Raw genomic sequence first — 24,291 nt, forward strand, 5'->3', positions numbered from 1 at the left:
CAAGACCCTATATAGGTCTGTAGCTCAGTTGGTTAGAGCGCACCCCTGATAAGGGTGAGGTCGGCAGTTCAAATCTGCCCAGACCTACCAATATGCGGGGCCATAGCTCAGCTGGGAGAGCGCCTGCCTTGCACGCAGGAGGTCAGCGGTTCGATCCCGCTTGGCTCCACCACTTGCTGTACCTTGATCAAACTCAGAAATGAGCATTCGTGTCGAATGTTGATTTCTGGCTTTTGTCAGATCGTTCTTTAAAAATTCGGATATGTGATAGATATAGACTGAACACCAGTTTCACTGCTGGTGGATCAGGCTAAGGTAAAATTTGTGAGTTCTGCTCGAAAGAGCAACGTACGAATTTTCGGCGAATGTCGTCTTCACAGTATAACCAGATTGCTTGGGGTTATATGGTCAAGTGAAGAAGCGCATACGGTGGATGCCTTGGCAGTCAGAGGCGATGAAAGACGTGGTAGCCTGCGATAAGCTTTGGGGAGTCGGCAAACAGACTGTGATCCAGAGATCTCTGAATGGGGGAACCCAGCCAGCATAAGCTGGTTATCTTGTACTGAATACATAGGTGCAAGAGGCGAACCAGGGGAACTGAAACATCTAAGTACCCTGAGGAAAAGAAATCAACCGAGATTCCCTTAGTAGTGGCGAGCGAACGGGGACCAGCCCTTAAGTTGGTTTGAGATTAGTGGAACGCTCTGGAAAGTGCGGCCATAGTGGGTGATAGCCCCGTACACGAAAATCTCTTATCAATGAAATCGAGTAGGACGGAGCACGAGAAACTTTGTCTGAATATGGGGGGACCATCCTCCAAGGCTAAATACTACTGACTGACCGATAGTGAACCAGTACCGTGAGGGAAAGGCGAAAAGAACCCCGGAGAGGGGAGTGAAATAGAACCTGAAACCGTATGCGTACAAGCAGTGGGAGCCTACTTTGTTAGGTGACTGCGTACCTTTTGTATAATGGGTCAGCGACTTATATTCAGTGGCGAGCTTAACCGAATAGGGGAGGCGTAGCGAAAGCGAGTCTTAATAGGGCGTTTAGTCGCTGGGTATAGACCCGAAACCGGGCGATCTATCCATGGGCAGGTTGAAGGTTAGGTAACACTGACTGGAGGACCGAACCGACTACCGTTGAAAAGTTAGCGGATGACCTGTGGATCGGAGTGAAAGGCTAATCAAGCTCGGAGATAGCTGGTTCTCCTCGAAAGCTATTTAGGTAGCGCCTCATGTATCACTGTAGGGGGTAGAGCACTGTTTCGGCTAGGGGGTCATCCCGACTTACCAAACCGATGCAAACTCCGAATACCTACAAGTGCCGAGCATGGGAGACACACGGCGGGTGCTAACGTCCGTCGTGAAAAGGGAAACAACCCAGACCGTCAGCTAAGGTCCCAAAGTCATGGTTAAGTGGGAAACGATGTGGGAAGGCTTAGACAGCTAGGAGGTTGGCTTAGAAGCAGCCACCCTTTAAAGAAAGCGTAATAGCTCACTAGTCGAGTCGGCCTGCGCGGAAGATGTAACGGGGCTCAAACCATGCACCGAAGCTACGGGTATCATCGTATGATGATGCGGTAGAGGAGCGTTCTGTAAGCCTGTGAAGGTGAGTTGAGAAGCTTGCTGGAGGTATCAGAAGTGCGAATGCTGACATGAGTAACGACAATGCGAGTGAAAAACTCGCACGCCGAAAGACCAAGGTTTCCTGCGCAACGTTAATCGACGCAGGGTTAGTCGGTCCCTAAGGCGAGGCTGAAAAGCGTAGTCGATGGAAAACAGGTTAATATTCCTGTACTTCCAGTTATTGCGATGGAGGGACGGAGAAGGTTAGGCCAGCCTGGCGTTGGTTGTCCAGGTTTAAGGTGGTAGGCTGAAATCTTAGGCAAATCCGGGATTTCAAGGCCGAGAGCTGATGACGAGTTGCCTTTAGGCGACGAAGTGGTTGATACCATGCTTCCAAGAAAAGCTCCTAAGCTTCAGATAACTGGGAACCGTACCCCAAACCGACACAGGTGGTTAGGTAGAGAATACCAAGGCGCTTGAGAGAACTCGGGTGAAGGAACTAGGCAAAATGGCACCGTAACTTCGGGAGAAGGTGCGCCGGCGAGGGTTAAGGACTTGCTCCGTAAGCCCATGCCGGTCGAAGATACCAGGCCGCTGCGACTGTTTATTAAAAACACAGCACTCTGCAAACACGAAAGTGGACGTATAGGGTGTGACGCCTGCCCGGTGCCGGAAGGTTAATTGATGGGGTTAGCGCAAGCGAAGCTCTTGATCGAAGCCCCGGTAAACGGCGGCCGTAACTATAACGGTCCTAAGGTAGCGAAATTCCTTGTCGGGTAAGTTCCGACCTGCACGAATGGCGTAACGATGGCGGCGCTGTCTCCACCCGAGACTCAGTGAAATTGAAATCGCTGTGAAGATGCAGTGTATCCGCGGCTAGACGGAAAGACCCCGTGAACCTTTACTATAGCTTTGCACTGGACTTTGAATTTGCTTGTGTAGGATAGGTGGGAGGCTTTGAAGTGGGGACGCCAGTTCTCATGGAGCCATCCTTGAAATACCACCCTGGCAACTTTGAGGTTCTAACTCAGGTCCGTTATCCGGATCGAGGACAGTGTATGGTGGGTAGTTTGACTGGGGCGGTCTCCTCCCAAAGAGTAACGGAGGAGTACGAAGGTGCGCTCAGACCGGTCGGAAATCGGTCGTAGAGTATAAAGGCAAAAGCGCGCTTGACTGCGAGACAAACACGTCGAGCAGGTACGAAAGTAGGTCTTAGTGATCCGGTGGTTCTGTATGGAAGGGCCATCGCTCAACGGATAAAAGGTACTCCGGGGATAACAGGCTGATACCGCCCAAGAGTTCATATCGACGGCGGTGTTTGGCACCTCGATGTCGGCTCATCACATCCTGGGGCTGAAGCCGGTCCCAAGGGTATGGCTGTTCGCCATTTAAAGTGGTACGCGAGCTGGGTTTAGAACGTCGTGAGACAGTTCGGTCCCTATCTGCCGTGGACGTTTGAGATTTGAGAGGGGCTGCTCCTAGTACGAGAGGACCGGAGTGGACGAACCTCTGGTGTTCCGGTTGTCACGCCAGTGGCATTGCCGGGTAGCTATGTTCGGAAGAGATAACCGCTGAAAGCATCTAAGCGGGAAACTTGCCTCAAGATGAGATCTCACTGGGATCTTGAATCCCCTGAAGGGCCGTCGAAGACTACGACGTTGATAGGTTGGGTGTGTAAGCGCTGTGAGGCGTTGAGCTAACCAATACTAATTGCCCGTGAGGCTTGACCATATAACACCCAAGCAATTTGCTGACGCAGATTGCGGTGGTGAAGACGAAAGACCCGAAAATTCGTAAGACCACAAATATCGCATATCCGAATTCGCTGGGCTGTCCATCTGGACATTCTGGCAACAGAATTTCTTGACGACCATAGAGCATTGGAACCACCTGATCCCATCCCGAACTCAGTAGTGAAACGATGCATCGCCGATGGTAGTGTGGGGTTTCCCCATGTGAGAGTAGGTCATCGTCAAGATTCATTTCGCAAAACCCCTATCTGCGCATGCAGGTAGGGGTTTTGTCTATTTGGGCAAAAAAGCCTGGCCTGCCACTGCTTCTCTCTGTGATTGCGATACAAGGCCTCTCCTGCAGGCCCTTTTCCTATGCAAGCCAACAGCCCATGGCTATCATGCCTCCCTTATTCCAAGTCGAGACTGGCATGCTGAAGTTGTTGAATCTCCTCAAGGACGGTCGGTTCCATTCCGGAGAAGCTCTGGGGGCAGCCCTAGGGGTGAGTCGCAGCGCAGTTTGGAAGCAGCTGCAGCATCTGGAAAGTGAGCTGAACCTCACCATTCACAAGGTTCGTGGGCGCGGTTACCAGTTGGCCGTGCCACTGGCTTTGCTTGAGGCCCAGGCAATCGCCGAGTTCGCCGTGGGCGAACAGTGGCCGGTATTCATCCACGAAACCATCGATTCGACCAATGCCGAAGGCTTGCGCCTTGCCAGTGAAGGGCAGGCGGCTCCATTCCTGGTTCTGGCTGAGCGCCAGAGCGCCGGACGCGGTCGGCGCGGCCGGCAGTGGGTCAGTCCATTTGCTGAAAATCTCTATTACAGCCTGGTGCTGCGCGTCGATGGAGGCATGCGTCAGCTCGAGGGGTTGAGCTTGGTAGTGGGGTTGGCGGTAATGCGCACCTTGCAGGCGTTCGGTGTAAAGGATGTCGGGCTCAAATGGCCTAACGATGTGCTGGTGCGTGGGCAGAAGATCACCGGGATTCTCCTGGAGTTGGTGGGCGATCCTGCAGATGTCTGTCATGTAGTGCTAGGCATTGGTGTCAATGTAAACATGCAGGTAAACGAACAGGTCGATCAGCAGTGGACCTCTATGCGGCGTGAGGTTGGAGCAGCCATAGATCGCAATCACTTGGTAGCGCTGCTCAGTCAGCAGCTACAGCACGAATTGGCGCGCCATCGCCGCTACGGCTTTGCTGCATTCCAGGAGGAGTGGGAGCAGGCACACTTGTGGCAGGGGCGCAATGTATCGCTTGTTGCTGGTAGTACACGTATTGATGGTGTGGTTCTTGGCGTCGACGGGCAGGGTGGTTTGCGCCTTGAGGTGGACGGGATGGAAAAGAGCTTCAGTGGTGGTGAGCTCAGTTTGAGGTTGCGTGATGATTCTTGAGCTCGATTGCGGTAACAGCTTCATCAAGTGGCGGGTGATCCATGTCGCCGATGCTGTGATTGAAGGTGGCGGGATCGTCGATTCCGACCAGGCGCTGGTGGCCGAAGTGGCTGCGCTCGCTTCAGTACGCCTCACGGGATGCCGTATTGTCAGTGTGCGCAGCGAAGAAGAAACCGATGCGCTTTGCGCGTTGATTGCTCAGGCATTTGCCGTGCAGGCAAGAGTTGCCCACCCTGTCCGTGAAATGGCAGGTGTGCGCAATGGCTATGACGACTATCAGCGTCTGGGTATGGATCGTTGGCTGGCGGCGCTGGGGGCATTTCACCTGGCCAAGGGCGCGTGCCTGGTGATTGACCTGGGTACCGCGGCCAAAGCGGACTTCGTGTCTGCAGATGGCGAGCATCTGGGGGGCTACATCTGCCCGGGTATGCCATTGATGCGTAGCCAGCTGCGCACTCACACCCGTCGTATCCGCTATGACGATGCCTCTGCGGAGCGCGCATTGAACAGCTTGTCACCAGGTCGCTCGACTGTCGAAGCGGTGGAGCGCGGTTGCGTATTGATGCTCCAGGGCTTTGCCTACACCCAGCTTGAGCAGGCTCGTGTGCTATGGGGTGAGGAGTTCACCGTGTTCCTCACTGGCGGTGATGCGCCGCTGGTGAGGGCGGCCCTGCCACAGGCGCGGGTCGTGCCTGACCTGGTTTTCGTTGGCCTGGCAATGGCCTGCCCATTGGATTGAGGTGCCTATGCGCTGGTTGTTTCTGCTGTTACTGGTGCTCAACGTCTTTTACTACGTATGGCATCAGCAGGAAGCCCCGCTGAAGGTCAAGGAAGTCGCCCCATTGTCGCTGTACAAGGGGAATCAGCAAGAAATCCGTCTGTTGCGTGAGACAGGTGTGTCGGCACCGCCCAAGCGTCGTGATGAATGCCTGGTAGTCGGAGGCGTGAAGGGGCAGGAGCAGTTGGATGCGCTGCGTCAACGCCTGCTGAGTCTGGATATTGCCACCTCGCCGGTTGCAGGACAGCTGCCTGGGGCGGATGGTCGCTGGCTCAAGGTTGCTCCAGAAAGCGAGCGTTTGTTGGACCAAACGGTGCTCTTGGCTCTTTCCAATGATTTCAAAGACTTAAAACATAAAATTATTTTCTGCCAGGGTATTGCAACTGGCGAATAGCTTGATAGAATGGCGCCCGCTTCACAGGGAACACCACTCAGGTGGTAGAGCTGGAAGCGGTGTCAAAGCAGCTAAGTTTCAGATTTGATTGAAAAAATTTGAAAAAACGCTTGACACTAGGACGGCAGACAAATAGAATGCCGGCCACATCTGGAGGGATTCCCGAGCGGTCAAAGGGGACGGACTGTAAATCCGTTGCGAGAGCTTCGAAGGTTCGAATCCTTCTCCCTCCACCAGTTTTAGCGAGAGCCGCAAGCTCCGCGGGTATAGTTTAGTGGTAGAACCTCAGCCTTCCAAGCTGATGATGCGGGTTCGATTCCCGCTACCCGCTCCAAGTTTGCTGGATTTTGCACAAAGTGTTTCGCTCTTGTAGCTCAGTTGGTAGAGCACACCCTTGGTAAGGGTGAGGTCAGCGGTTCAAGTCCGCTCAAGAGCTCCATATAAACAAGGCAGATATGAAAATATCTGCCTTTGTTTTATCAGCGCAAGACTATTTCTTCTGCGGAGGATTGTATCGATGGCTAAGGAAAAGTTTGATCGTTCCCTTCCCCACGTTAACGTCGGCACTATCGGCCACGTTGACCACGGTAAGACCACTCTGACCGCAGCTCTGACTCGCGTTTGCTCCGAAGTTTTCGGTTCGGCAATCGTTGAGTTCGACAAGATCGACTCGGCTCCGGAAGAAAAAGCGCGCGGTATCACCATCAACACCGCTCACGTTGAGTACAACTCGACCATTCGTCACTACGCTCACGTTGACTGCCCAGGTCACGCTGACTACGTGAAGAACATGATCACCGGTGCTGCCCAGATGGACGGCGCGATCCTGGTTTGCTCGGCCGCCGATGGTCCGATGCCACAAACCCGTGAGCACATCCTGCTGTCCCGTCAGGTAGGCGTTCCGTACATCGTGGTCTTCCTGAACAAGGCTGACCTGGTAGACGACGCTGAGCTGCTGGAACTGGTCGAGATGGAAGTTCGCGACCTGCTGTCCACCTATGACTTCCCAGGCGACGACACCCCGATCATCATCGGTTCGGCTCGTATGGCGCTGGAAGGCAAAGACGACAACGAAATGGGCACTACCGCTGTTAAGAAGCTGGTAGAAACTCTGGACAGCTACATTCCTGAGCCAGTTCGTGCCATCGACCAGCCGTTCCTGATGCCGATCGAAGATGTGTTCTCGATTTCGGGTCGTGGTACCGTTGTTACCGGTCGTATCGAGCGTGGTATCGTCCGCGTTCAGGATCCGCTGGAAATCGTTGGTCTGCGTGACACCACCACCACCACCTGCACCGGTGTTGAGATGTTCCGCAAGCTGCTGGATGAAGGTCGTGCTGGCGAGAACTGCGGCGTTCTGCTGCGTGGCACCAAGCGTGACGACGTTGAGCGTGGTCAGGTTCTGGTCAAGCCAGGTTCGGTCAAGCCGCACACCAAGTTCACCGCAGAAGTCTATGTCCTGTCGAAGGAAGAAGGCGGCCGTCACACTCCGTTCTTCAAAGGCTACCGTCCACAGTTCTACTTCCGTACCACTGACGTGACCGGTAACTGCGAACTGCCGGAAGGCGTTGAAATGGTAATGCCAGGTGACAACATTCAGATGACTGTTACCCTGATCAAGACCATCGCAATGGAAGACGGTCTGCGCTTCGCTATCCGTGAAGGCGGTCGTACCGTCGGCGCCGGTGTCGTAGCAAAAATTATTGAATAAGTAGTTGATTTACTTGATCAGGCCGGTATAATGGCCGGCCTGATACAGCGTTACAGGTCAGTAGCTCAATTGGCAGAGCGACGGTCTCCAAAACCGTAGGTTGGGGGTTCGATTCCCTCCTGACCTGCCATTTCACCTCGGTGTGATGGCTTTCTTCTTACAGGATCCTCCTCGATGACCCCCAAAACTGAAGCCCAAGAATCGCGTTTTGATCTGTTCAAGTGGCTGGCTGTAGTGGCTTTGGTGGTTGTTGGTGTCGTGGGTAATCAATATTACTCCGCCTCTCCAATCCTGTATCGCGTTCTTGTGCTTCTCGTCCTTGCTGCTGTCGCGGGCTTTGTAGCTCTGCAGACTGCGAAGGGCAAGTCGTTCTTTGCGTTGGCGAAGGAAGCTCGTACCGAGATTCGTAAAGTCGTGTGGCCGACCCGCCAGGAAACCACCCAGACCACGCTGATTGTCGTGGCTGTCGTGCTGGTTATGGCACTGCTGCTGTGGGGGCTCGACTCCCTGCTCGGCTGGGCGGTCTCCTTGATCGTTGGCTAAAGGTGTCCCGTGGCTAAGCGTTGGTATGTTGTGCATGCTTACTCGGGTTACGAGAAGCATGTAATGCGCTCCCTCATCGAGCGCGTCAAGCTGGCTGGCATGGAAGACGGTTTCGGCGAGATCTTGGTCCCGACCGAAGAAGTCGTCGAAATGCGCAATGGCCAGAAGCGCAAGAGTGAGCGTAAATTCTTCCCTGGCTATGTACTGGTCCAGATGGAGATGAATGAAGGGACTTGGCACTTGGTCAAGGACACCCCTCGCGTGATGGGCTTTATCGGCGGTACTGCTGACAAGCCTGCGCCGATTACCGATAAAGAAGCTGAGGCCATCCTGCGTCGCGTTGCCGACGGTAGCGATAAGCCGAAGCCCAAGACGCTGTTCGAGCCAGGTGAAGTGGTTCGAGTCATTGATGGTCCGTTCGCTGACTTCAATGGTAGTGTCGAAGAAGTTAACTACGAAAAGAGTCGCCTGCAGGTTGCGGTGCTCATTTTCGGTCGCTCTACTCCGGTGGAGCTCGAGTTCAGCCAGGTCGAAAAGGTCTAGGCGGACGAAGCATCCCATACCCCGCAGCCCTGTGTGCTGCGGGGTTTTGTCGTCACTGGGATAAAACGCAAGTCATCCGGGGAGCCATCAGGCGTTCGTACCCGATTTTGGAGTAGCTCATGGCTAAGAAGATTCAGGCTTACATCAAGCTGCAAGTTAAGGCCGGCCAGGCCAACCCAAGCCCACCCGTTGGTCCAGCTCTGGGTCAACATGGTGTGAACATCATGGAATTCTGCAAGGCCTTCAACGCCCGTACCCAGGGTCAAGAAGCCGGCCTGCCGACTCCAGTGATCATCACTGTCTACAGCGACCGTAGCTTCACCTTCGAGACCAAGAGCACCCCTGCCTCGGTTCTGCTGAAGAAAGCTGCTGGCCTGACCAGTGGTTCGGCTCGCCCGAACACCGTTAAAGTCGGTACCGTTACCCGTGCTCAGCTGGAAGACATCGCGAAAGCCAAACAGGCTGACCTGACTGCCGCTGACCTGGACGCTGCTGTACGCACCATCGCTGGCTCTGCCCGCAGCATGGGCCTGAACGTGGAGGGTGTGTAATGGCTAAGCTGACCAAACGCCAAAAGGCAATCGCCGAGAAAATCGAAGCAGGCAAGGCCTACAACTTCGAAGAAGCGGCAACTCTGCTGGCCTCGCTGCCTGCTGCCAAGTTCGTCGAGTCCTACGACATCGCTGTTAACCTCGGTGTTGACCCGCGTAAATCCGACCAGGTCGTACGTAGCGCTACCGTGCTGCCACACGGCACTGGCAAGACCGTTCGCGTTGCTGTCTTCACCCAGGGTCCAGCTGCTGAAGCTGCTCTGGCTGCCGGCGCTGATCGCGTAGGTATGGACGATCTGGCTGCCGAAATGAAAGGCGGCGACCTGAACTATGACGTCGTTATCGCATCGCCTGATGCCATGCGCGTTGTAGGTCAGCTGGGTCAGGTTCTGGGTCCTCGCGGCCTGATGCCTAACCCGAAAGTTGGTACCGTGACCCCAGACGTAGCCACTGCCGTGAAAAACGCCAAGGCTGGTCAGGTTCGCTACCGTACCGACAAAAACGGTATCATCCACACCTCCGTTGGCAAGATCGGCTTTGAAGCTGACAAGCTGAAGGAAAACGTTGAAGCCCTGATCGCTGACCTGAAGCGTATCAAGCCAGCTTCCTCGAAAGGTATCTACGTTAAGCGCGTTACCCTGAGCACCACCATGGGCCCAGGTCTGGTCATCGATCAGAGCTCGCTGAACGTGTAAGAACATGGCGGCGCGACCAGTCGCGCCGCCAGCAAAAATTGGGGTCCCTGCCTGGCGGGGGCTATCCAAGACCGTAGGCGGCGCAAGCCTTAAAATATCAGCCCACGCAGATGGTGCTCCCGATTCGTTACCGAATCAGACACCAAAACGACATCCGGCCTCGGCCAGATGAAACGGTAAAAACCAGGAGTAAACCCGTGGCAATTAAACTCGAAGACAAGAAGGCCATCGTCGCTGAAGTCAACGAGGCTGCCAAAGTCGCTCTGTCCGCTGTCGTGGCTGATGCCCGTGGTGTGACTGTAAGCGCAATGACCGGACTCCGTAAAGAGGCCCGCGAAGCTGGCGTATACGTACGTGTAGTGCGTAATACCCTGCTCAAGCGCGCTGTTGAAGGCACCGAATTCTCGATCCTCAACGACGCGTTCAAAGGCCCGACCCTGATTGCTTTCTCCAACGAACACCCGGGCGCTGCTGCTCGTCTGTTCAAAGAGTTCGCCAAGGGTCAGGACAAGTTCGAGATCAAGGCAGCTGCGTTTGACGGCAATTTCATTGCAGCGAACCAGATCGACGTGTTGGCTACCCTGCCGACCCGCGACGAAGCTATTGCACGACTGATGAGCGTTATTCAAGGCGCCACCAGCAAGCTGGCTCGTACTCTGGCAGCCATTCGCGACCAGAAAGAAGCTACCGCCGCCTAAGGCGTGCGAACTCTTTCAAAATCATACGTTTAATTTGATGGCTGCGTAGGCTGTCACCCCAATACAGGATTGAGTCATGTCTCTGACTAACGAACAAATCATCGAAGCAATCGGCCAGAAAACCGTTCTGGAAGTTGTTGAGCTGATCAAAGCAATGGAAGAAACCTTCGGCGTTACCGCTGCTGTTGCCGCTGCTGGCCCAGCTGCTGCTGCTGCCGTTGTTGAAGAGCAGACCGAGTTCAACGTTGTTCTGGTTGAAGCCGGCGACAAGAAAGTGAACGTGATCAAAGCCGTTCGCGAACTGACCGGTCTGGGCCTGAAAGAAGCCAAAGAGAAAGTCGATGGCGCTCCTCAGGTTGTAGCTGAAGGCGTTTCGAAAGAAGCCGCTGAAGACGCTAAGAAGAAGCTGGAAGAAGCAGGCGCTAAAGTCGAGCTGAAGTAATCTCGACCTTGCGATGCCAGCCTGAGCGTTGAGCGAAAGGCTGATGGCTGGTGGCTTATGCCACCGGCCTTTTTCCGTTATTGGTGGCCGGTCAGGCCGGTCCCGATAACGAGCTGCAAGACACCCATGTGGGTGGCGCAAACCAAGGGGTTTGCACGATTTTCTGGCTGCTCCCGCCGGGAGAAGCCAAACAAGCAGGTGACCAAGCTGGGGAACGCTGATGGCTTACTCATACACTGAGAAAAAACGTATCCGCAAGGACTTTAGCAAGTTGCCGGACGTCATGGATGTGCCTTACCTCCTGGCCATCCAGCTGGATTCGTATCGCGAATTCCTGCAAGCGGGAGCATCCAAGGATCACTTCCGCGACGTCGGCCTGCACGCGGCCTTCAAATCGGTATTCCCGATCATCAGCTACTCCGGCAATGCTGCCCTGGAGTACGTAGGCTATCGCCTGGGCGAACCCGCCTTCGATGTGAAGGAATGTGTCCTGCGTGGCGTGACCTTCGCGGTCCCACTGCGGGTCAAGGTGCGCCTGATCATCTTCGACAAGGAATCGTCGAACAAAGCGATCAAGGACATCAAAGAGCAAGAAGTCTACATGGGTGAAATCCCCCTGATGACTGAGAACGGTACCTTCGTTATCAACGGTACCGAGCGTGTGATCGTTTCCCAGCTGCACCGTTCGCCTGGTGTGTTCTTCGACCACGACCGTGGCAAGACCCACAGCTCGGGCAAGCTGCTGTACTCCGCTCGCATCATCCCTTACCGCGGTTCCTGGCTGGACTTCGAGTTCGACCCGAAGGACTGCGTGTTCGTGCGTATCGACCGTCGCCGCAAACTGCCGGCCTCGGTGCTGCTGCGCGCCCTGGGTTACAGCACTGAAGAAGTGCTGAATACCTTCTACACCACCAACGTGTTCCACATTTCCGGCGAAAAACTCAGCCTGGAACTGGTGCCACAGCGTCTGCGTGGTGAAGTTGCAGTCATGGACATCCATGACGAAACCGGCAAAGTCATCGTCGAGCAAGGCCGCCGTATTACCGCGCGCCACATCAACCAGCTCGAGAAGGCCGGCGTCAAGCAACTGGACGTTCCAATGGAATACGTCCTGGGCCGCACTACCGCCAAGGCTATCGTGCATCCGGCTACCGGCGAAATTCTCGCCGAATGCAACACCGAGATGACCACCGAGCTGCTGATCAAGGTCGCCAAGGCGCAGGTTGTCCGTATCGAGACCCTGTACACCAACGACATCGATTGCGGTCCGTTCATCTCTGACACTCTGAAGATCGATACCACCAGCAACCAGCTGGAAGCTCTGGTCGAGATCTACCGCATGATGCGTCCAGGCGAGCCGCCAACCAAGGATGCAGCCGAGACCCTGTTCAACAACCTGTTCTTCAGTGCCGAGCGTTACGATCTGTCCGCCGTAGGCCGCATGAAGTTCAACCGTCGTATCGGTCGTACCGAGATCGAGGGTTCGGGCGTGCTGAGCAAGGAAGACATCGTCGAGGTTCTGAAGACCCTGGTCGATATCCGTAACGGCAAAGGTATCGTCGACGACATCGACCACCTGGGTAACCGCCGCGTACGTTGCGTCGGCGAGATGGCCGAGAACCAGTTCCGTGTTGGCCTGGTGCGTGTCGAGCGCGCGGTCAAGGAACGCCTGTCGATGGCGGAAAGCGAAGGCCTGATGCCGCAAGACCTGATCAACGCCAAGCCGGTAGCGGCGGCGGTGAAAGAGTTCTTTGGTTCCAGCCAGCTGTCCCAGTTCATGGACCAGAACAACCCTCTCTCGGAGATTACCCACAAGCGCCGCGTCTCTGCACTCGGCCCTGGCGGTCTGACCCGTGAGCGTGCCGGCTTCGAAGTCCGTGACGTACACCCGACCCACTATGGCCGTGTATGCCCGATCGAGACCCCTGAAGGTCCGAACATCGGTCTGATCAACTCCTTGGCGGCCTACGCCCGCACCAACCAGTACGGCTTCCTGGAAAGCCCGTACCGCGTGGTGAAGGAAGGCGTTGTCAGCGACGACATCGTGTTCCTGTCGGCAATCGAAGAGGCGGATCACGTCATCGCGCAGGCTTCGGCCGCGATGAACGACAAGAAGCAACTGATCGATGAGCTGGTAGCAGTTCGTCACCTGAACGAATTCACCGTCAAGGCGCCGGAAGACGTCACCCTGATGGACGTTTCGCCGAAGCAGGTTGTTTCCGTTGCAGCGTCGCTGATTCCGTTCCTCGAGCACGACGACGCCAACCGTGCGTTGATGGGTTCGAACATGCAGCGTCAGGCTGTACCAACCCTGCGTGCCGACAAGCCGCTGGTAGGTACCGGCATGGAGCGCAACGTTGCCCGTGACTCCGGTGTCTGTGTGGTTGCTCGCCGCGGTGGTGTGATCGACTCGGTCGACGCTAGCCGTATCGTTGTTCGCGTTGCCGACGACGAAGTGGAAACCGGCGAAGCAGGTGTGGATATCTACAACCTGACCAAGTACACCCGTTCGAACCAGAACACCTGCATCAACCAGCGTCCGCTGGTGAGCAAAGGTGACAAGGTTCAGCGTGGTGACATCATGGCCGACGGCCCGTCCACCGACATGGGTGAGCTGGCTCTGGGTCAGAACATGCGCATCGCGTTCATGGCGTGGAACGGCTTCAACTTCGAAGACTCCATCTGCCTGTCCGAGCGTGTTGTTCAGGAAGATCGCTTCACCACCATCCACATTCAGGAACTGACCTGTGTGGCGCGTGACACCAAGCTCGGCCCAGAGGAAATCACTGCGGACATCCCGAACGTGGGTGAAGCCGCACTGAACAAGCTGGACGAAGCCGGTATCGTTTACGTAGGTGCTGAAGTTGGCGCTGGCGACATCCTGGTCGGCAAGGTCACGCCAAAAGGCGAAACCCAACTGACTCCGGAAGAAAAACTGCTGCGCGCAATCTTCGGTGAGAAGGCCAGCGACGTTAAGGACACCTCCCTGCGTGTGCCAACCGGCACCAAGGGTACTGTCATCGACGTACAGGTCTTCACCCGTGATGGCGTGGAGCGCGATAGCCGCGCGCTGGCCATCGAGAAGATGCAGCTCGACGAGATCCGCAAGGACCTCAACGAAGAGTTCCGCATTGTTGAAGGTGCAACCTTCGAGCGTCTGCGTTCTGCCCTGAACGGTCAGGTGGTTGATGGTGGTGCGGGCCTGAAGAAAGGCACCGTGATCACTGACGAGGTGCTGGACGGTCTGGAGCACGGCCAGTGGTTCAAACTGCGCATGGCTGAAGATGCACTGAACGAGCAGCTGGAAAAGGCTCAGCAGTACATCGTCGACCGTCGCCGTCTGCTGGACGACAAGTTCGAAGACAAGAAGCGCAAGCTGCAGCAGGGCGATGACCTGGCACCGGGCGTACTGAAGATCGTCAAGGTTTACCTGGCAATCCGCCGTCGCATCCAGCCGGGTGACAAGATGGCCGGTCGTCACGGTAACAAGGGTGTTGTCTCGGTCATCATGCCGGTTGAAGACATGCCGCACGATGCCAACGGTACTCCGGTTGACGTCGTACTGAACCCGCTGGGTGTACCTTCGCGTATGAACGTTGGTCAGATCCTTGAAACCCACCTGGGCCTCGCGGCCAAGGGCCTGGGCGAGAAGATCGACCGCATGCTCGAAGAGCAGCGTAAAGCCGCTGAGTTGCGCGTGTTCCTGACCGAGGTCTACAACGAGATCGGCGGTCGTCAGGAAAACCTCGACGAGTTCACCGACGAAGAGATCCTGGCCCTGGCTAACAACCTGAAGAAAGGCGTGCCGATGGCTACCCCGGTCTTCGATGGTGCCAAGGAGCGCGAGATCAAGGCCATGCTGAAGCTGGCCGACCTGCCAGAGAGCGGCCAGATGGTGCTGTTCGACGGCCGTACCGGCAACAAGTTCGAGCGTCCTGTGACCGTTGGTTACATGTACATGCTCAAGCTGAACCACTTGGTGGACGACAAGATGCACGCGCGTTCCACTGGTTCCTACAGCCTGGTTACCCAGCAGCCGCTGGGTGGTAAGGCACAGTTCGGTGGTCAGCGTTTCGGGGAGATGGAAGTGTGGGCGCTGGAAGCATACGGCGCGGCATACACCCTGCAAGAAATGCTCACAGTGAAGTCGGACGACGTGAACGGCCGTACCAAGATGTACAAGAACATCGTGGATGGCGATCACCGTATGGAGCCGGGCATGCCCGAGTCCTTCAACGTGTTGATCAAAGAGATCCGTTCGCTCGGTATCGATATCGATCTGGAAACCGAATAACACGTGACGCGAAGGGGAGTGGGGCAGGTAATGCCCGCTCCCTGCTCCGCCAGGAGGAAAGGCCTTGAAAGACCTACTGAATTTGCTGAAAAACCAGGGTCAAGTCGAAGAGTTCGACGCCATCCGCATCGGTCTGGCGTCGCCTGAAATGATCCGTTCGTGGTCGTTCGGTGAAGTTAAGAAGCCGGAAACCATCAACTACCGTACGTTCAAGCCTGAGCGTGACGGCCTGTTCTGCGCCAAGATCTTTGGCCCAGTCAAGGACTACGAGTGCCTGTGCGGCAAGTACAAGCGCCTCAAGCACCGCGGCGTAATCTGCGAGAAGTGCGGCGTTGAAGTTGCCCTGGCGAAGGTTCGTCGTGAGCGCATGGCGCACATCGAGCTGGCCTCGCCGGTTGCCCACATCTGGTTCCTGAAGTCGCTGCCGTCCCGTATCGGCCTGCTGATGGACATGACCCTGCGTGATATCGAGCGCGTGCTCTACTTTGAGAGCTATGTCGTTATCGACCCGGGCATGACTACCCTGGAAAAGGGCCAGCTGCTGAACGACGAGCAGTACTTCGAAGCGCTGGAAGAGTTCGGTGATGACTTTGACGCCCGCATGGGTGCCGAGGCTGTCCGCGAGCTGCTGCACGCTATCGACCTGGAGCACGAGATCGGCCGCCTGCGCGAAGAAATTCCGCAGACCAACTCGGAAACCAAGATCAAGAAGCTTTCCAAGCGTCTGAAGCTGATGGAAGCTTTCCAGGGCTCGGGCAACCTGCCTGAGTGGATGGTCCTGACCGTTCTGCCAGTGCTGCCGCCGGACCTGCGTCCGCTGGTGCCGCTGGATGGTGGCCGTTTTGCGACCTCCGACCTGAACGACCTGTATCGTCGGGTGATCAACCGTAACAACCGTCTGAAGCGCCTGCTGGATCTGTCGGCGCCGGACATCATCGTGCGCAACGAAAAGCGCATGCTGCAGGAAGCGGTCGACGCCCTGCTGGACAACGGCCGCCGTGGTCGCGCCATCACTGGCTCGAACAAGCGTCCGCTGAAGTCCCTGGCCGACATGATCAAAGGTAAGCAAGGTCGCTTCCGTCAGAACTTGCTCGGTAAGCGTGTTGACTACTCCGGCCGTTCGGTAATTACCGTAGGTCCGACCCTGCGTCTGCACCAGTGCGGTCTGCCGAAGAAGATGGCCCTCGAGCTGTTCAAGCCGTTCATTTTCGGCAAGCTGGAAATGCGTGGTCTGGCGACCACCATCAAGGCTGCCAAGAAGATGGTCGAGCGCGAGCTGCCAGAGGTGTGGGACGTTCTCGCCGAAGTGATTCGCGAACACCCCGTACTGCTCAACCGTGCACCGACTCTTCACCGTCTGGGTATCCAGGCGTTTGAACCCGTACTGATCGAAGGTAAGGCTATCCAGCTGCACCCGCTGGTCTGTGCTGCGTACAACGCCGACTTCGACGGCGACCAGATGGCCGTTCACGTGCCGCTGACCCTGGAAGCCCAGCTCGAAGCGCGTGCGCTGATGATGTCGACCAACAACATCCTGTCGCCAGCCAACGGTGAGCCAATCATCGTTCCGTCGCAGGACGTTGTACTGGGTCTGTATTACATGACCCGTGAAGCGATCAATGCCAAGGGCGAGGGTCGCGTGTTCGCCGACCTGCAGGAAGTCGACCGCGTATTCCGCGCCGGCGAAGCCGCCCTGCACGCGAAAATCAAGGTTCGTATCAACGAAACCGTGAAAGAGCGTGATGGCTCGGTGGTCAAGAACACCCGCATCGTCGACACCACCGTCGGCCGTGCGCTGCTGTTCCAGGTTGTGCCAGCAGGTCTGCCGTACGACGTGGTCAACCAGCCGATGAAGAAAAAGGCGATCTCCAAGCTGATCAACCAGTGCTATCGCGTGGTTGGTCTGAAAGAGACCGTTATCTTCGCCGACCAGCTGATGTACACCGGTTTCGCTTACTCGACCATTTCCGGCGTTTCCATCGGTGTTAACGACTTCGTTATCCCGGACGAGAAAGCCCGCATCATCGGTAACGCTACCGACGAAGTGAAGGAAATCGAGAGCCAGTACGCCTCCGGTCTGGTAACCCAGGGCGAGAAGTACAACAAGGTCATCGACTTGTGGTCGAAGGCGAACGACGAAGTGTCCAAGGCGATGATGGCCAACCTCTCGAAAGAGAAGGTCATCGACCGCGAAGGCAAGGAAGTCGAGCAAGAGTCCTTCAACTCGATGTACATGATGGCTGACTCGGGTGCGCGGGGTTCCGCAGCCCAGATCCGTCAGCTGGCCGGTATGCGTGGTCTGATGGCCAAGCCGGACGGCTCCATCATCGAGACGCCGATCACTGCGAACTTCCGTGAAGGTCTGAGCGTACTTCAGTACTTCATCTCGACTCACGGTGCTCGTAAGGGTCTGGCGGATACCGCACTGAAAACCGCTAACTCCGGTTACCTGACTCGTCGTCTGGTGGACGTTGCCCAGGATCTGGTTGTGACCGAGATCGACTGCGGCACCGATCAGGGCCTGGTGATGACGCCACACATCGAAGGCGGCGACGTTGTAGAGCCGCTGGGTGAGCGTGTATTGGGTCGTGTCATCGCCCGTGACGTGTTCAAGCCAGGTACCGAGGACGTTATCGTTCCGGCCGGTACCTTGGTCGACGAGCAGTGGGTTGAGTTCATCGAGCTGAACAGCATCGACGAAGTGATCGTGCGTTCGCCGATCAACTGCGAAACCCGCTACGGCATCTGTGCCAAGTGCTACGGTCGTGACCTGGCTCGCGGTCACCAGGTGAACATCGGTGAAGCTGTCGGCGTTATCGCTGCACAGTCGATCGGTGAGCCGGGTACCCAGCTGACCATGCGTACGTTCCACATCGGTGGTGCCGCAAGCCGTACTTCGGCTGCCGACAGCGTCCAGGTGAAGAATGGCGGTATGGTGCGTCTGCACAACCTGAAGCAGGTTGAGCGTGCCGACGGTAACCTGGTTGCCGTATCGCGTTCGGGTGAGTTGGCGATTGCCGACGAGTTCGGTCGTGAGCGTGAGCGCTACAAGCTGCCTTACGGTGCGGTGATTTCGGTCAAGGAAGGTGAAAAGGTCGAAGCTGGCGCCATCGTCGCCAAGTGGGACCCGCACACTCACCCGATCGTTACCGAGCTCAAAGGTACCGTGACCTTCGTGGGCATGGAAGAAAACATCACCATCAAGCGTCAGACCGATGAACTGACTGGCTTGACCAACATTGAAGTACTGGACGTCAAGGATCGCCCTGCCGCAGGCAAGGAAATCCGTCCAGCAATCAAGATGGTCGATGCCTCAGGCAAGGACCTGTACCTGCCAGGTACTGACGTACCTGCCCAGTACTTCCTGCCAGCCAACGCCCTTGTCGGTGTGGCTGACGGTGCGCAGATCGGTGTTGGTGACGTTATCGCGCGTATCCCGCAAGAAACGTCGAAGACCCGTGACATTACCGGTGGTCTGCCGCGTGTTGCCGACCTGTTCGAAGCGCGTCGTCCGAAAGAAGCCTCGATTCTGGCTGAAGTCAGCGGCACCATCGCATTCGGTAAAGAGACCAAGGGCAAGCGTCGCCTGGTGATCACTCCGACCGACGGTAGCGATCCGTACGAAGAGCTGATTCCGAAGTGGCGCCACCTGAACGTCTTCGAAGGTGAACAGGTAAACCGCGGCGAAGTTATCTCCGACGGCCCGAGCGATCCGCATGACATCCTGCGTCTGCTGGGTGTGAGCGCGCTGGCGAAGTACATCGTCAACGAGATCCAGGATGTTTACCGTCTGCAAGGCGTGAAGATCAACGACAAGCACATCGAGACCATCCTGCGTCAGATGCTGCGCAAGGTCGAGATCTCCGAGTCGGGCGATTCCAGCTTCATCAAGGGCGACCAGATGGAACTGACCCAGGTGTTGGTAGAGAACGAGCGTCTCGCTGGCGAGGACAAGTTCATCTCCAAGTTCACCCGTGTGCTGCTGGGTATCACCAAGGCCTCGCTGTCCACCGAGTCGTTCATCTCCGCGGCTTCCTTCCAGGAAACCACCCGCGTACTGACCGAAGCGGCTGTAACCGGCAAGCGCGACTACCTGCGCGGCCTGAAAGAGAACGTGGTCGTGGGTCGTCTGATCCCGGCTGGTACTGGTCTGGCCTACCACAGCGAGCGTAAGCGTCGCCGTGATGCCGACAAACCGCTGCGTGTAAGCGCCAGTGAAGTGGAAGCTGCACTGACCGAAGCGCTGAATTCCAGCGGTAACTAAGTACAGGGCAAGGCCCCGGCAAGCCTCGGGCGAGCATCGGCGACATGAAATGTTGCCGATGATCGGGCGGGGAGGGCCGGGGCCTCGTCTTGACTGGGTGCAAGATCCTCTTTAGACTTTTGTACCCTTAAATTTGGTGAGGCTCCGTCTCGCCAATTTTTGGCTTTCTTGCAAGACAATAGAGTCGCAAGACAATCAGTGGAGCTAGTAGATGGCAACTATCAACCAGCTGGTACGTCAGCCGCGTAAGCGTTCGGTCGAGAAGTCCGACGTTCCTGCGCTGCAGAACTGCCCGCAGCGTCGTGGCGTGTGCACCCGTGTGTACACCACCACGCCGAAAAAACCTAACTCGGCACTGCGTAAAGTATGCCGTGTGCGTCTGACCAACGGTTTCGAGGTTTCCTCGTACATCGGTGGTGAAGGCCACAACCTGCAAGAGCACAGCGTCGTCCTGATTCGTGGCGGCCGTGTAAAAGACTTGCCAGGTGTTCGTTACCACACCGTTCGCGGCTCTCTGGATACTTCGGGCGTTAAAGGCCGTAACCAGGGTCGTTCGAAGTACGGTACCAAGCGTCCGAAGTAATCGGTCGTTTGCAGACATCCATTTTTTTGAGTCGATAAGAGTAAGGTCGGGCGTGGGTCGAATGACCTGGTCCCGGGCTAACCTGAAGACCGTTTGAGGGCTTATCATGCCAAGACGTCGTGTAGCAGCAAAACGTGAGATCCTTGACGATCCGAAGTACGGATCCCAGATCCTCGCGAAGTTCATGAACCACGTGATGGAAAGCGGCAAGAAGGCCGTAGCCGAGCGCATCGTTTACGGTGCCCTGGATACCGTCAAAGCACGCAAGAACAGCGACCCCCTGGAAATCTTCGAGAAAGCTCTCGACGCCATCGCTCCGCTGGTCGAAGTAAAGTCCCGTCGTGTCGGCGGTGCCACTTACCAGGTTCCGGTTGAAGTTCGTCCATCCCGTCGTAACGCTCTGGCAATGCGCTGGCTCGTAGACTACGCCCGCAAGCGCGGCGAGAAGTCGATGGCTCTGCGTCTGGCCGGCGAGCTGCTGGATGCTGCCGAAGGCAAGGGTGCTGCAGTCAAGAAGCGTGAAGACGTTCACCGTATGGCTGAAGCCAACAAAGCGTTCTCGCACTACCGCTTCTAATTCAAGCATCAATCTTTTTGCGAGGGCTTTATGGCTCGTACTACAGCAATTAACCGCTACCGTAACATTGGTATCTGTGCCCACGTTGACGCGGGCAAGACCACCACTACCGAGCGGATCCTGTTCTACACAGGTCTGAGCCACAAAATGGGCGAGGTGCATGACGGCGCCGCGACCACCGACTGGATGGTGCAGGAGCAGGAGCGGGGTATCACCATTACCTCCGCTGCCGTTACCACCTTCTGGAAGGGTTCCCGTGGTCAGTATGACAACTACCGCGTAAACGTCATCGATACCCCTGGCCACGTTGACTTCACCATTGAAGTAGAGCGTTCGCTGCGTGTACTCGACGGCGCGGTCGTTGTGTTCTGTGGCACCTCCGGCGTTGAGCCGCAGTCCGAAACCGTATGGCGTCAGGCCAACAAGTACGGCGTTCCGCGTGTTGTTTACGTGAACAAGATGGACCGTGCTGGTGCAAACTTCCTGCGCGTCGTAGGTCAGATCAAGAACCGTCTGGGTCACACTCCGGTTCCTGTTCAGCTGGCCATCGGTTCGGAAGATAACTTCCAGGGTCAGGTTGACCTGATCAAGATGAAGGCTATCTACTGGAACGACGACGACAAGGGTACTACCTACCGCGAGGAAGAAATTCCTGCGGATATGGTCGAGCTGGCTAACGAATGGCGCAACAACATGGTTGAAGCCGCCGCCGAAGCCACCGAAGAGCTGATGAACAAGTACCTTGAAGAAGGTGAGCTGTCCGTCGAAGAGATCAAGGCAGGCCTGCGCGCGCGCACCCTGGCCAGCGAGATCGTTCCGGCTGTCTGCGGTTCGTCGTTCAAGAACAAGGGTGTTCCCCTGGTTCTCGACGCCGTTATCGACTTCCTGCCAGCTCCGACCGAGATCCCGGCGATCAAGGGTATCCACCCTGACCTGATCGATGTGCCTAAGGACGAAGTCAAGCCAGAGCAATTCGACGAGCGTCATGCTGACGACGACGAGCCGTTCTCGGCCCTGGCCTTCAAGATTGCCACCGACCCGTTCGTTGGTACTCTGACCTTCGTTCGCGTTTACTCGGGCTTCCTGACCTCCGGTGACTCCGTCATCAACTCGGTCAAGGGCAAGAAAGAGCGCGTTGGTCGTATGGTCCAGATGCACGCCAACCAGCGTGAAGAGATCAAAGAAGTACGTGCAGGCGACATCGCTGCTCTGATCGGCATGAAGGACGTCACCACTGGTGATACCCTGTGCAACGCCGACAAGCCGATCATCCTTGAGCGTATGGACTTCCCTGAGCCTGTGATTTCGCTCTCTGTAGAGCCGAAAACCAAGCAGGACCAGGAGAAGATGGGTATCGCACTGGGCAAGCTGGCTCAGGAAGACCCATCGTTCCGCGTCAAGACCGATGAAGAAACCGGTCAGACCATCATCTCCGGTATGGGTGAGCTGCACCTGGATATCCTCGTTGACCGCATGAAGCGCGAATTCAACGTCGAAGCCAACATCGGCAAGCCGCAGGTTTCGTACCGCGAGAAGATCACCAAATCCAACGTCGAGATCGAAGGCAAGTTCGTTCGTCAGTCGGGTGGTCGTGGTCAGTTCGGTCACTGCTGGGTTCGCTTCTCCGAGCCGGACGTGGACGACAAGGGCAACATCACTGAAGGTCTGGTGTTCTCCAACGAAGTCGTTGGTGGTGTGATTCCTAAGGAATACATCCCTGCGATCCAGAAGGGTATCGAAGAGCAGATGAAAAACGGCGTTGTTGCCGGTTATCCTCTGATCGGCCTGAAGGCCGCGGTATTCGACGGTTCGTACCACGACGTCGACTCCAACGAAATGGCGTTCAAAATCGCTGCTTCGATGGCGACCAAGCAACTGGCCCAGAAGGGCGGTGGCGTGGTTCTCGAGCCGATCATGAAAGTCGAAGTTGTAACCCCGGAAGACTACCTGGGTGACGTGATGGGTGACCTGAACCGTCGTCGTGGTCTGGTCCAGGGTATGGATGAGTCGGTCTCTGGCCGTGTCGTCCGTGCTGAAGTACCGCTCGGAGAGATGTTCGGTTACGCAACCGACGTTCGTTCCATGTCTCAGGGTCGCGCAAGCTACTCCATGGAATTCTCCAAATACGCCGAAGCTCCGTCGAACATCGTCGAAGCACTCGTTAAAAAACAAGGCTAATCCCCTTTAGGCAAGAGGTTCACTGTCGTGGCTAAAGAAAAATTTGATCGTTCCCTTCCCCACGTTAACGTCGGCACCATCGGCCACGTTGACCACGGTAAGACCACTCTGACCGCAGCTCTGACTCGCGTTTGCTCCGAAGTTTTCGGTTCGGCAATCGTTGAGTTCGACAAGATCGACTCGGCTCCGGAAGAAAAAGCGCGCGGTATCACCATCAACACCGCTCACGTTGAGTACAACTCGACCATTCGTCACTACGCTCACGTTGACTGCCCAGGTCACGCTGACTACGTGAAGAACATGATCACCGGTGCTGCCCAGATGGACGGCGCGATCCTGGTTTGCTCGGCCGCCGATGGTCCGATGCCACAAACCCGTGAGCACATCCTGCTGTCCCGTCAGGTAGGCGTTCCGTACATCGTGGTCTTCCTGAACAAGGCTGACCTGGTGGACGACGCTGAGCTGCTGGAACTGGTCGAGATGGAAGTTCGCGACCTGCTGTCCACCTATGACTTCCCAGGCGACGACACCCCGATCATCATCGGTTCGGCTCGTATGGCGCTGGAAGGCAAAGACGACAACGAAATGGGCACTACCGCTGTTAAGAAGCTGGTAGAAACTCTGGACAGCTACATTCCTGAGCCAGTTCGTGCCATCGACCAGCCGTTCCTGATGCCGATCGAAGATGTGTTCTCGATTTCGGGTCGTGGTACCGTTGTTACCGGTCGTATCGAGCGTGGTATCGTCCGCGTTCAGGATCCGCTGGAAATCGTTGGTCTGCGTGACACCACCACCACCACCTGCACCGGTGTTGAGATGTTCCGCAAGCTGCTGGATGAAGGTCGTGCTGGCGAGAACTGCGGCGTTCTGCTGCGTGGCACCAAGCGTGACGACGTTGAGCGTGGTCAGGTTCTGGTCAAGCCAGGTTCGGTCAAGCCGCACACCAAGTTCACCGCAGAAGTCTATGTCCTGTCGAAGGAAGAAGGCGGCCGTCACACTCCGTTCTTCAAAGGCTACCGTCCACAGTTCTACTTCCGTACCACTGACGTGACCGGTAACTGCGAACTGCCGGAAGGCGTTGAAATGGTAATGCCAGGTGACAACATTCAGATGACTGTTACCCTGATCAAGACCATCGCAATGGAAGACGGTCTGCGCTTCGCTATCCGTGAAGGCGGTCGTACCGTCGGCGCCGGCGTTGTGGCCAAAATCATCGAGTAATCACTCGACCGATTGAAAAAAACCCCCGCTCAGCGGGGGTTTTTTTTATTGGGTTGACACTAATTGGGGGCGTCTATAGAATCACGCCTCCTTTTAGCGGGCGTAGTGCGTCCGTTGGGAACAGCCTGGA

General features: G+C 56.3%; 16 protein-coding genes, 6 tRNA genes and 2 rRNA genes. All 24 read left to right on the plus strand.

The genetic code is table 11. The annotated features are described in order from the left end of the window. Window positions 1-13: 13 nt before the first annotated feature. The 24 genes from REH59_RS02100 (at window position 14) to tuf (REH59_RS02215) (ending at window position 24,161) form a co-directional block, all read left to right on the plus strand. A tRNA-Ile gene (locus tag REH59_RS02100) sits at window positions 14-90 on the plus strand. A 6-nt stretch (window positions 91-96) separates the two neighbouring features. Further along, a tRNA-Ala gene (locus REH59_RS02105) sits at window positions 97-172 on the plus strand. 234 nt (window positions 173-406) lie between these two features. Next, a 23S ribosomal RNA gene (locus REH59_RS02110) occupies window positions 407-3,299 on the plus strand. Between the two features lie 131 nt (window positions 3,300-3,430). Next, window positions 3,431-3,546 (plus strand): 5S ribosomal RNA (gene rrf, locus REH59_RS02115). Between the two features lie 183 nt (window positions 3,547-3,729). Next, window positions 3,730-4,689 (plus strand): bifunctional biotin--[acetyl-CoA-carboxylase] ligase/biotin operon repressor BirA, encoded by a 960-nt coding sequence (gene birA / locus REH59_RS02120; RefSeq protein WP_121784231.1) that lies wholly within the window; start codon window positions 3,730-3,732, stop codon window positions 4,687-4,689. Beyond that, window positions 4,679-5,428, plus strand: coding sequence for a pantothenate kinase (locus REH59_RS02125; RefSeq protein ID WP_004575793.1), 750 nt, complete (start codon window positions 4,679-4,681; stop codon window positions 5,426-5,428). The genes birA and REH59_RS02125 overlap by 11 nt, the downstream gene beginning before the upstream one ends. A gap of 7 nt (window positions 5,429-5,435) precedes the next feature. Beyond that, on the plus strand, window positions 5,436-5,861 hold the full coding sequence (locus REH59_RS02130) for a hypothetical protein (protein ID WP_003255504.1): 426 nt from the start codon (window positions 5,436-5,438) through the stop codon (window positions 5,859-5,861). A 152-nt stretch (window positions 5,862-6,013) separates the two neighbouring features. Further along, window positions 6,014-6,097, plus strand: a tRNA-Tyr gene (locus tag REH59_RS02135). Between the two features lie 24 nt (window positions 6,098-6,121). Next, window positions 6,122-6,195 (plus strand) — tRNA-Gly (locus REH59_RS02140). Window positions 6,196-6,224: 29 nt separating this feature from the next. Beyond that, a tRNA-Thr gene (locus tag REH59_RS02145) sits at window positions 6,225-6,300 on the plus strand. 78 nt (window positions 6,301-6,378) lie between these two features. Next, complete coding sequence (gene tuf, locus REH59_RS02150) at window positions 6,379-7,572, plus strand: elongation factor Tu (protein WP_003255489.1); 1,194 nt, start codon at window positions 6,379-6,381, stop codon at window positions 7,570-7,572. A 54-nt stretch (window positions 7,573-7,626) separates the two neighbouring features. Then, a tRNA-Trp gene (locus tag REH59_RS02155) sits at window positions 7,627-7,702 on the plus strand. 44 nt (window positions 7,703-7,746) lie between these two features. Next, window positions 7,747-8,115, plus strand: coding sequence for a preprotein translocase subunit SecE (secE, locus tag REH59_RS02160; protein ID WP_003255502.1), 369 nt, complete (start codon window positions 7,747-7,749; stop codon window positions 8,113-8,115). Window positions 8,116-8,124: 9 nt separating this feature from the next. Beyond that, entirely contained in the window at window positions 8,125-8,658 is a 534-nt protein-coding gene (gene nusG / locus REH59_RS02165) for a transcription termination/antitermination protein NusG (protein WP_003255501.1), read from the plus strand. A gap of 119 nt (window positions 8,659-8,777) precedes the next feature. Beyond that, window positions 8,778-9,209 carry a 50S ribosomal protein L11 gene (gene rplK / locus REH59_RS02170; protein WP_003255500.1) on the plus strand — a complete coding sequence of 144 codons (432 nt, stop codon included), beginning with the start codon at window positions 8,778-8,780 and terminating at the stop codon, window positions 9,207-9,209. Then, entirely contained in the window at window positions 9,209-9,904 is a 696-nt protein-coding gene (gene rplA / locus REH59_RS02175) for a 50S ribosomal protein L1 (protein ID WP_003255499.1), read from the plus strand. The genes rplK and rplA overlap by 1 nt, the downstream gene beginning before the upstream one ends. A 197-nt stretch (window positions 9,905-10,101) precedes the next feature. Further along, a complete protein-coding gene (rplJ, locus tag REH59_RS02180; RefSeq protein WP_003255497.1) occupies window positions 10,102-10,602 on the plus strand; it encodes a 50S ribosomal protein L10 in 501 nt (166 codons plus the stop codon). A gap of 76 nt (window positions 10,603-10,678) precedes the next feature. Beyond that, window positions 10,679-11,044 (plus strand): 50S ribosomal protein L7/L12, encoded by a 366-nt coding sequence (rplL, locus tag REH59_RS02185; RefSeq protein ID WP_003255496.1) that lies wholly within the window; start codon window positions 10,679-10,681, stop codon window positions 11,042-11,044. 220 nt (window positions 11,045-11,264) lie between these two features. Continuing rightward, window positions 11,265-15,338 (plus strand): DNA-directed RNA polymerase subunit beta, encoded by a 4,074-nt coding sequence (rpoB, locus tag REH59_RS02190; RefSeq protein WP_003255495.1) that lies wholly within the window; start codon window positions 11,265-11,267, stop codon window positions 15,336-15,338. A gap of 64 nt (window positions 15,339-15,402) precedes the next feature. Next, a complete protein-coding gene (rpoC, locus tag REH59_RS02195) occupies window positions 15,403-19,602 on the plus strand; it encodes a DNA-directed RNA polymerase subunit beta' (RefSeq protein WP_003255493.1) in 4,200 nt (1,399 codons plus the stop codon). 211 nt (window positions 19,603-19,813) lie between these two features. Next, a complete protein-coding gene (gene rpsL, locus REH59_RS02200) occupies window positions 19,814-20,185 on the plus strand; it encodes a 30S ribosomal protein S12 (protein ID WP_003255492.1) in 372 nt (123 codons plus the stop codon). A gap of 106 nt (window positions 20,186-20,291) precedes the next feature. Next, window positions 20,292-20,762, plus strand: a complete 471-nt coding sequence (rpsG, locus tag REH59_RS02205; RefSeq protein WP_003246741.1) for a 30S ribosomal protein S7 — start codon at window positions 20,292-20,294, stop codon at window positions 20,760-20,762. A gap of 30 nt (window positions 20,763-20,792) precedes the next feature. Beyond that, entirely contained in the window at window positions 20,793-22,940 is a 2,148-nt protein-coding gene (gene fusA, locus REH59_RS02210; RefSeq protein WP_003255490.1) for an elongation factor G, read from the plus strand. Between the two features lie 27 nt (window positions 22,941-22,967). After that, window positions 22,968-24,161: an elongation factor Tu gene (tuf, locus tag REH59_RS02215; protein ID WP_003255489.1), complete on the plus strand. Its 1,194-nt coding sequence runs from the start codon at window positions 22,968-22,970 to the stop codon at window positions 24,159-24,161. Window positions 24,162-24,291 lie beyond the last annotated feature (130 nt).

Source organism: Pseudomonas sp. BO3-4 (genome assembly GCF_034044115.1).
GTDB lineage: Bacteria > Pseudomonadota > Gammaproteobacteria > Pseudomonadales > Pseudomonadaceae > Aquipseudomonas > Aquipseudomonas alloputida.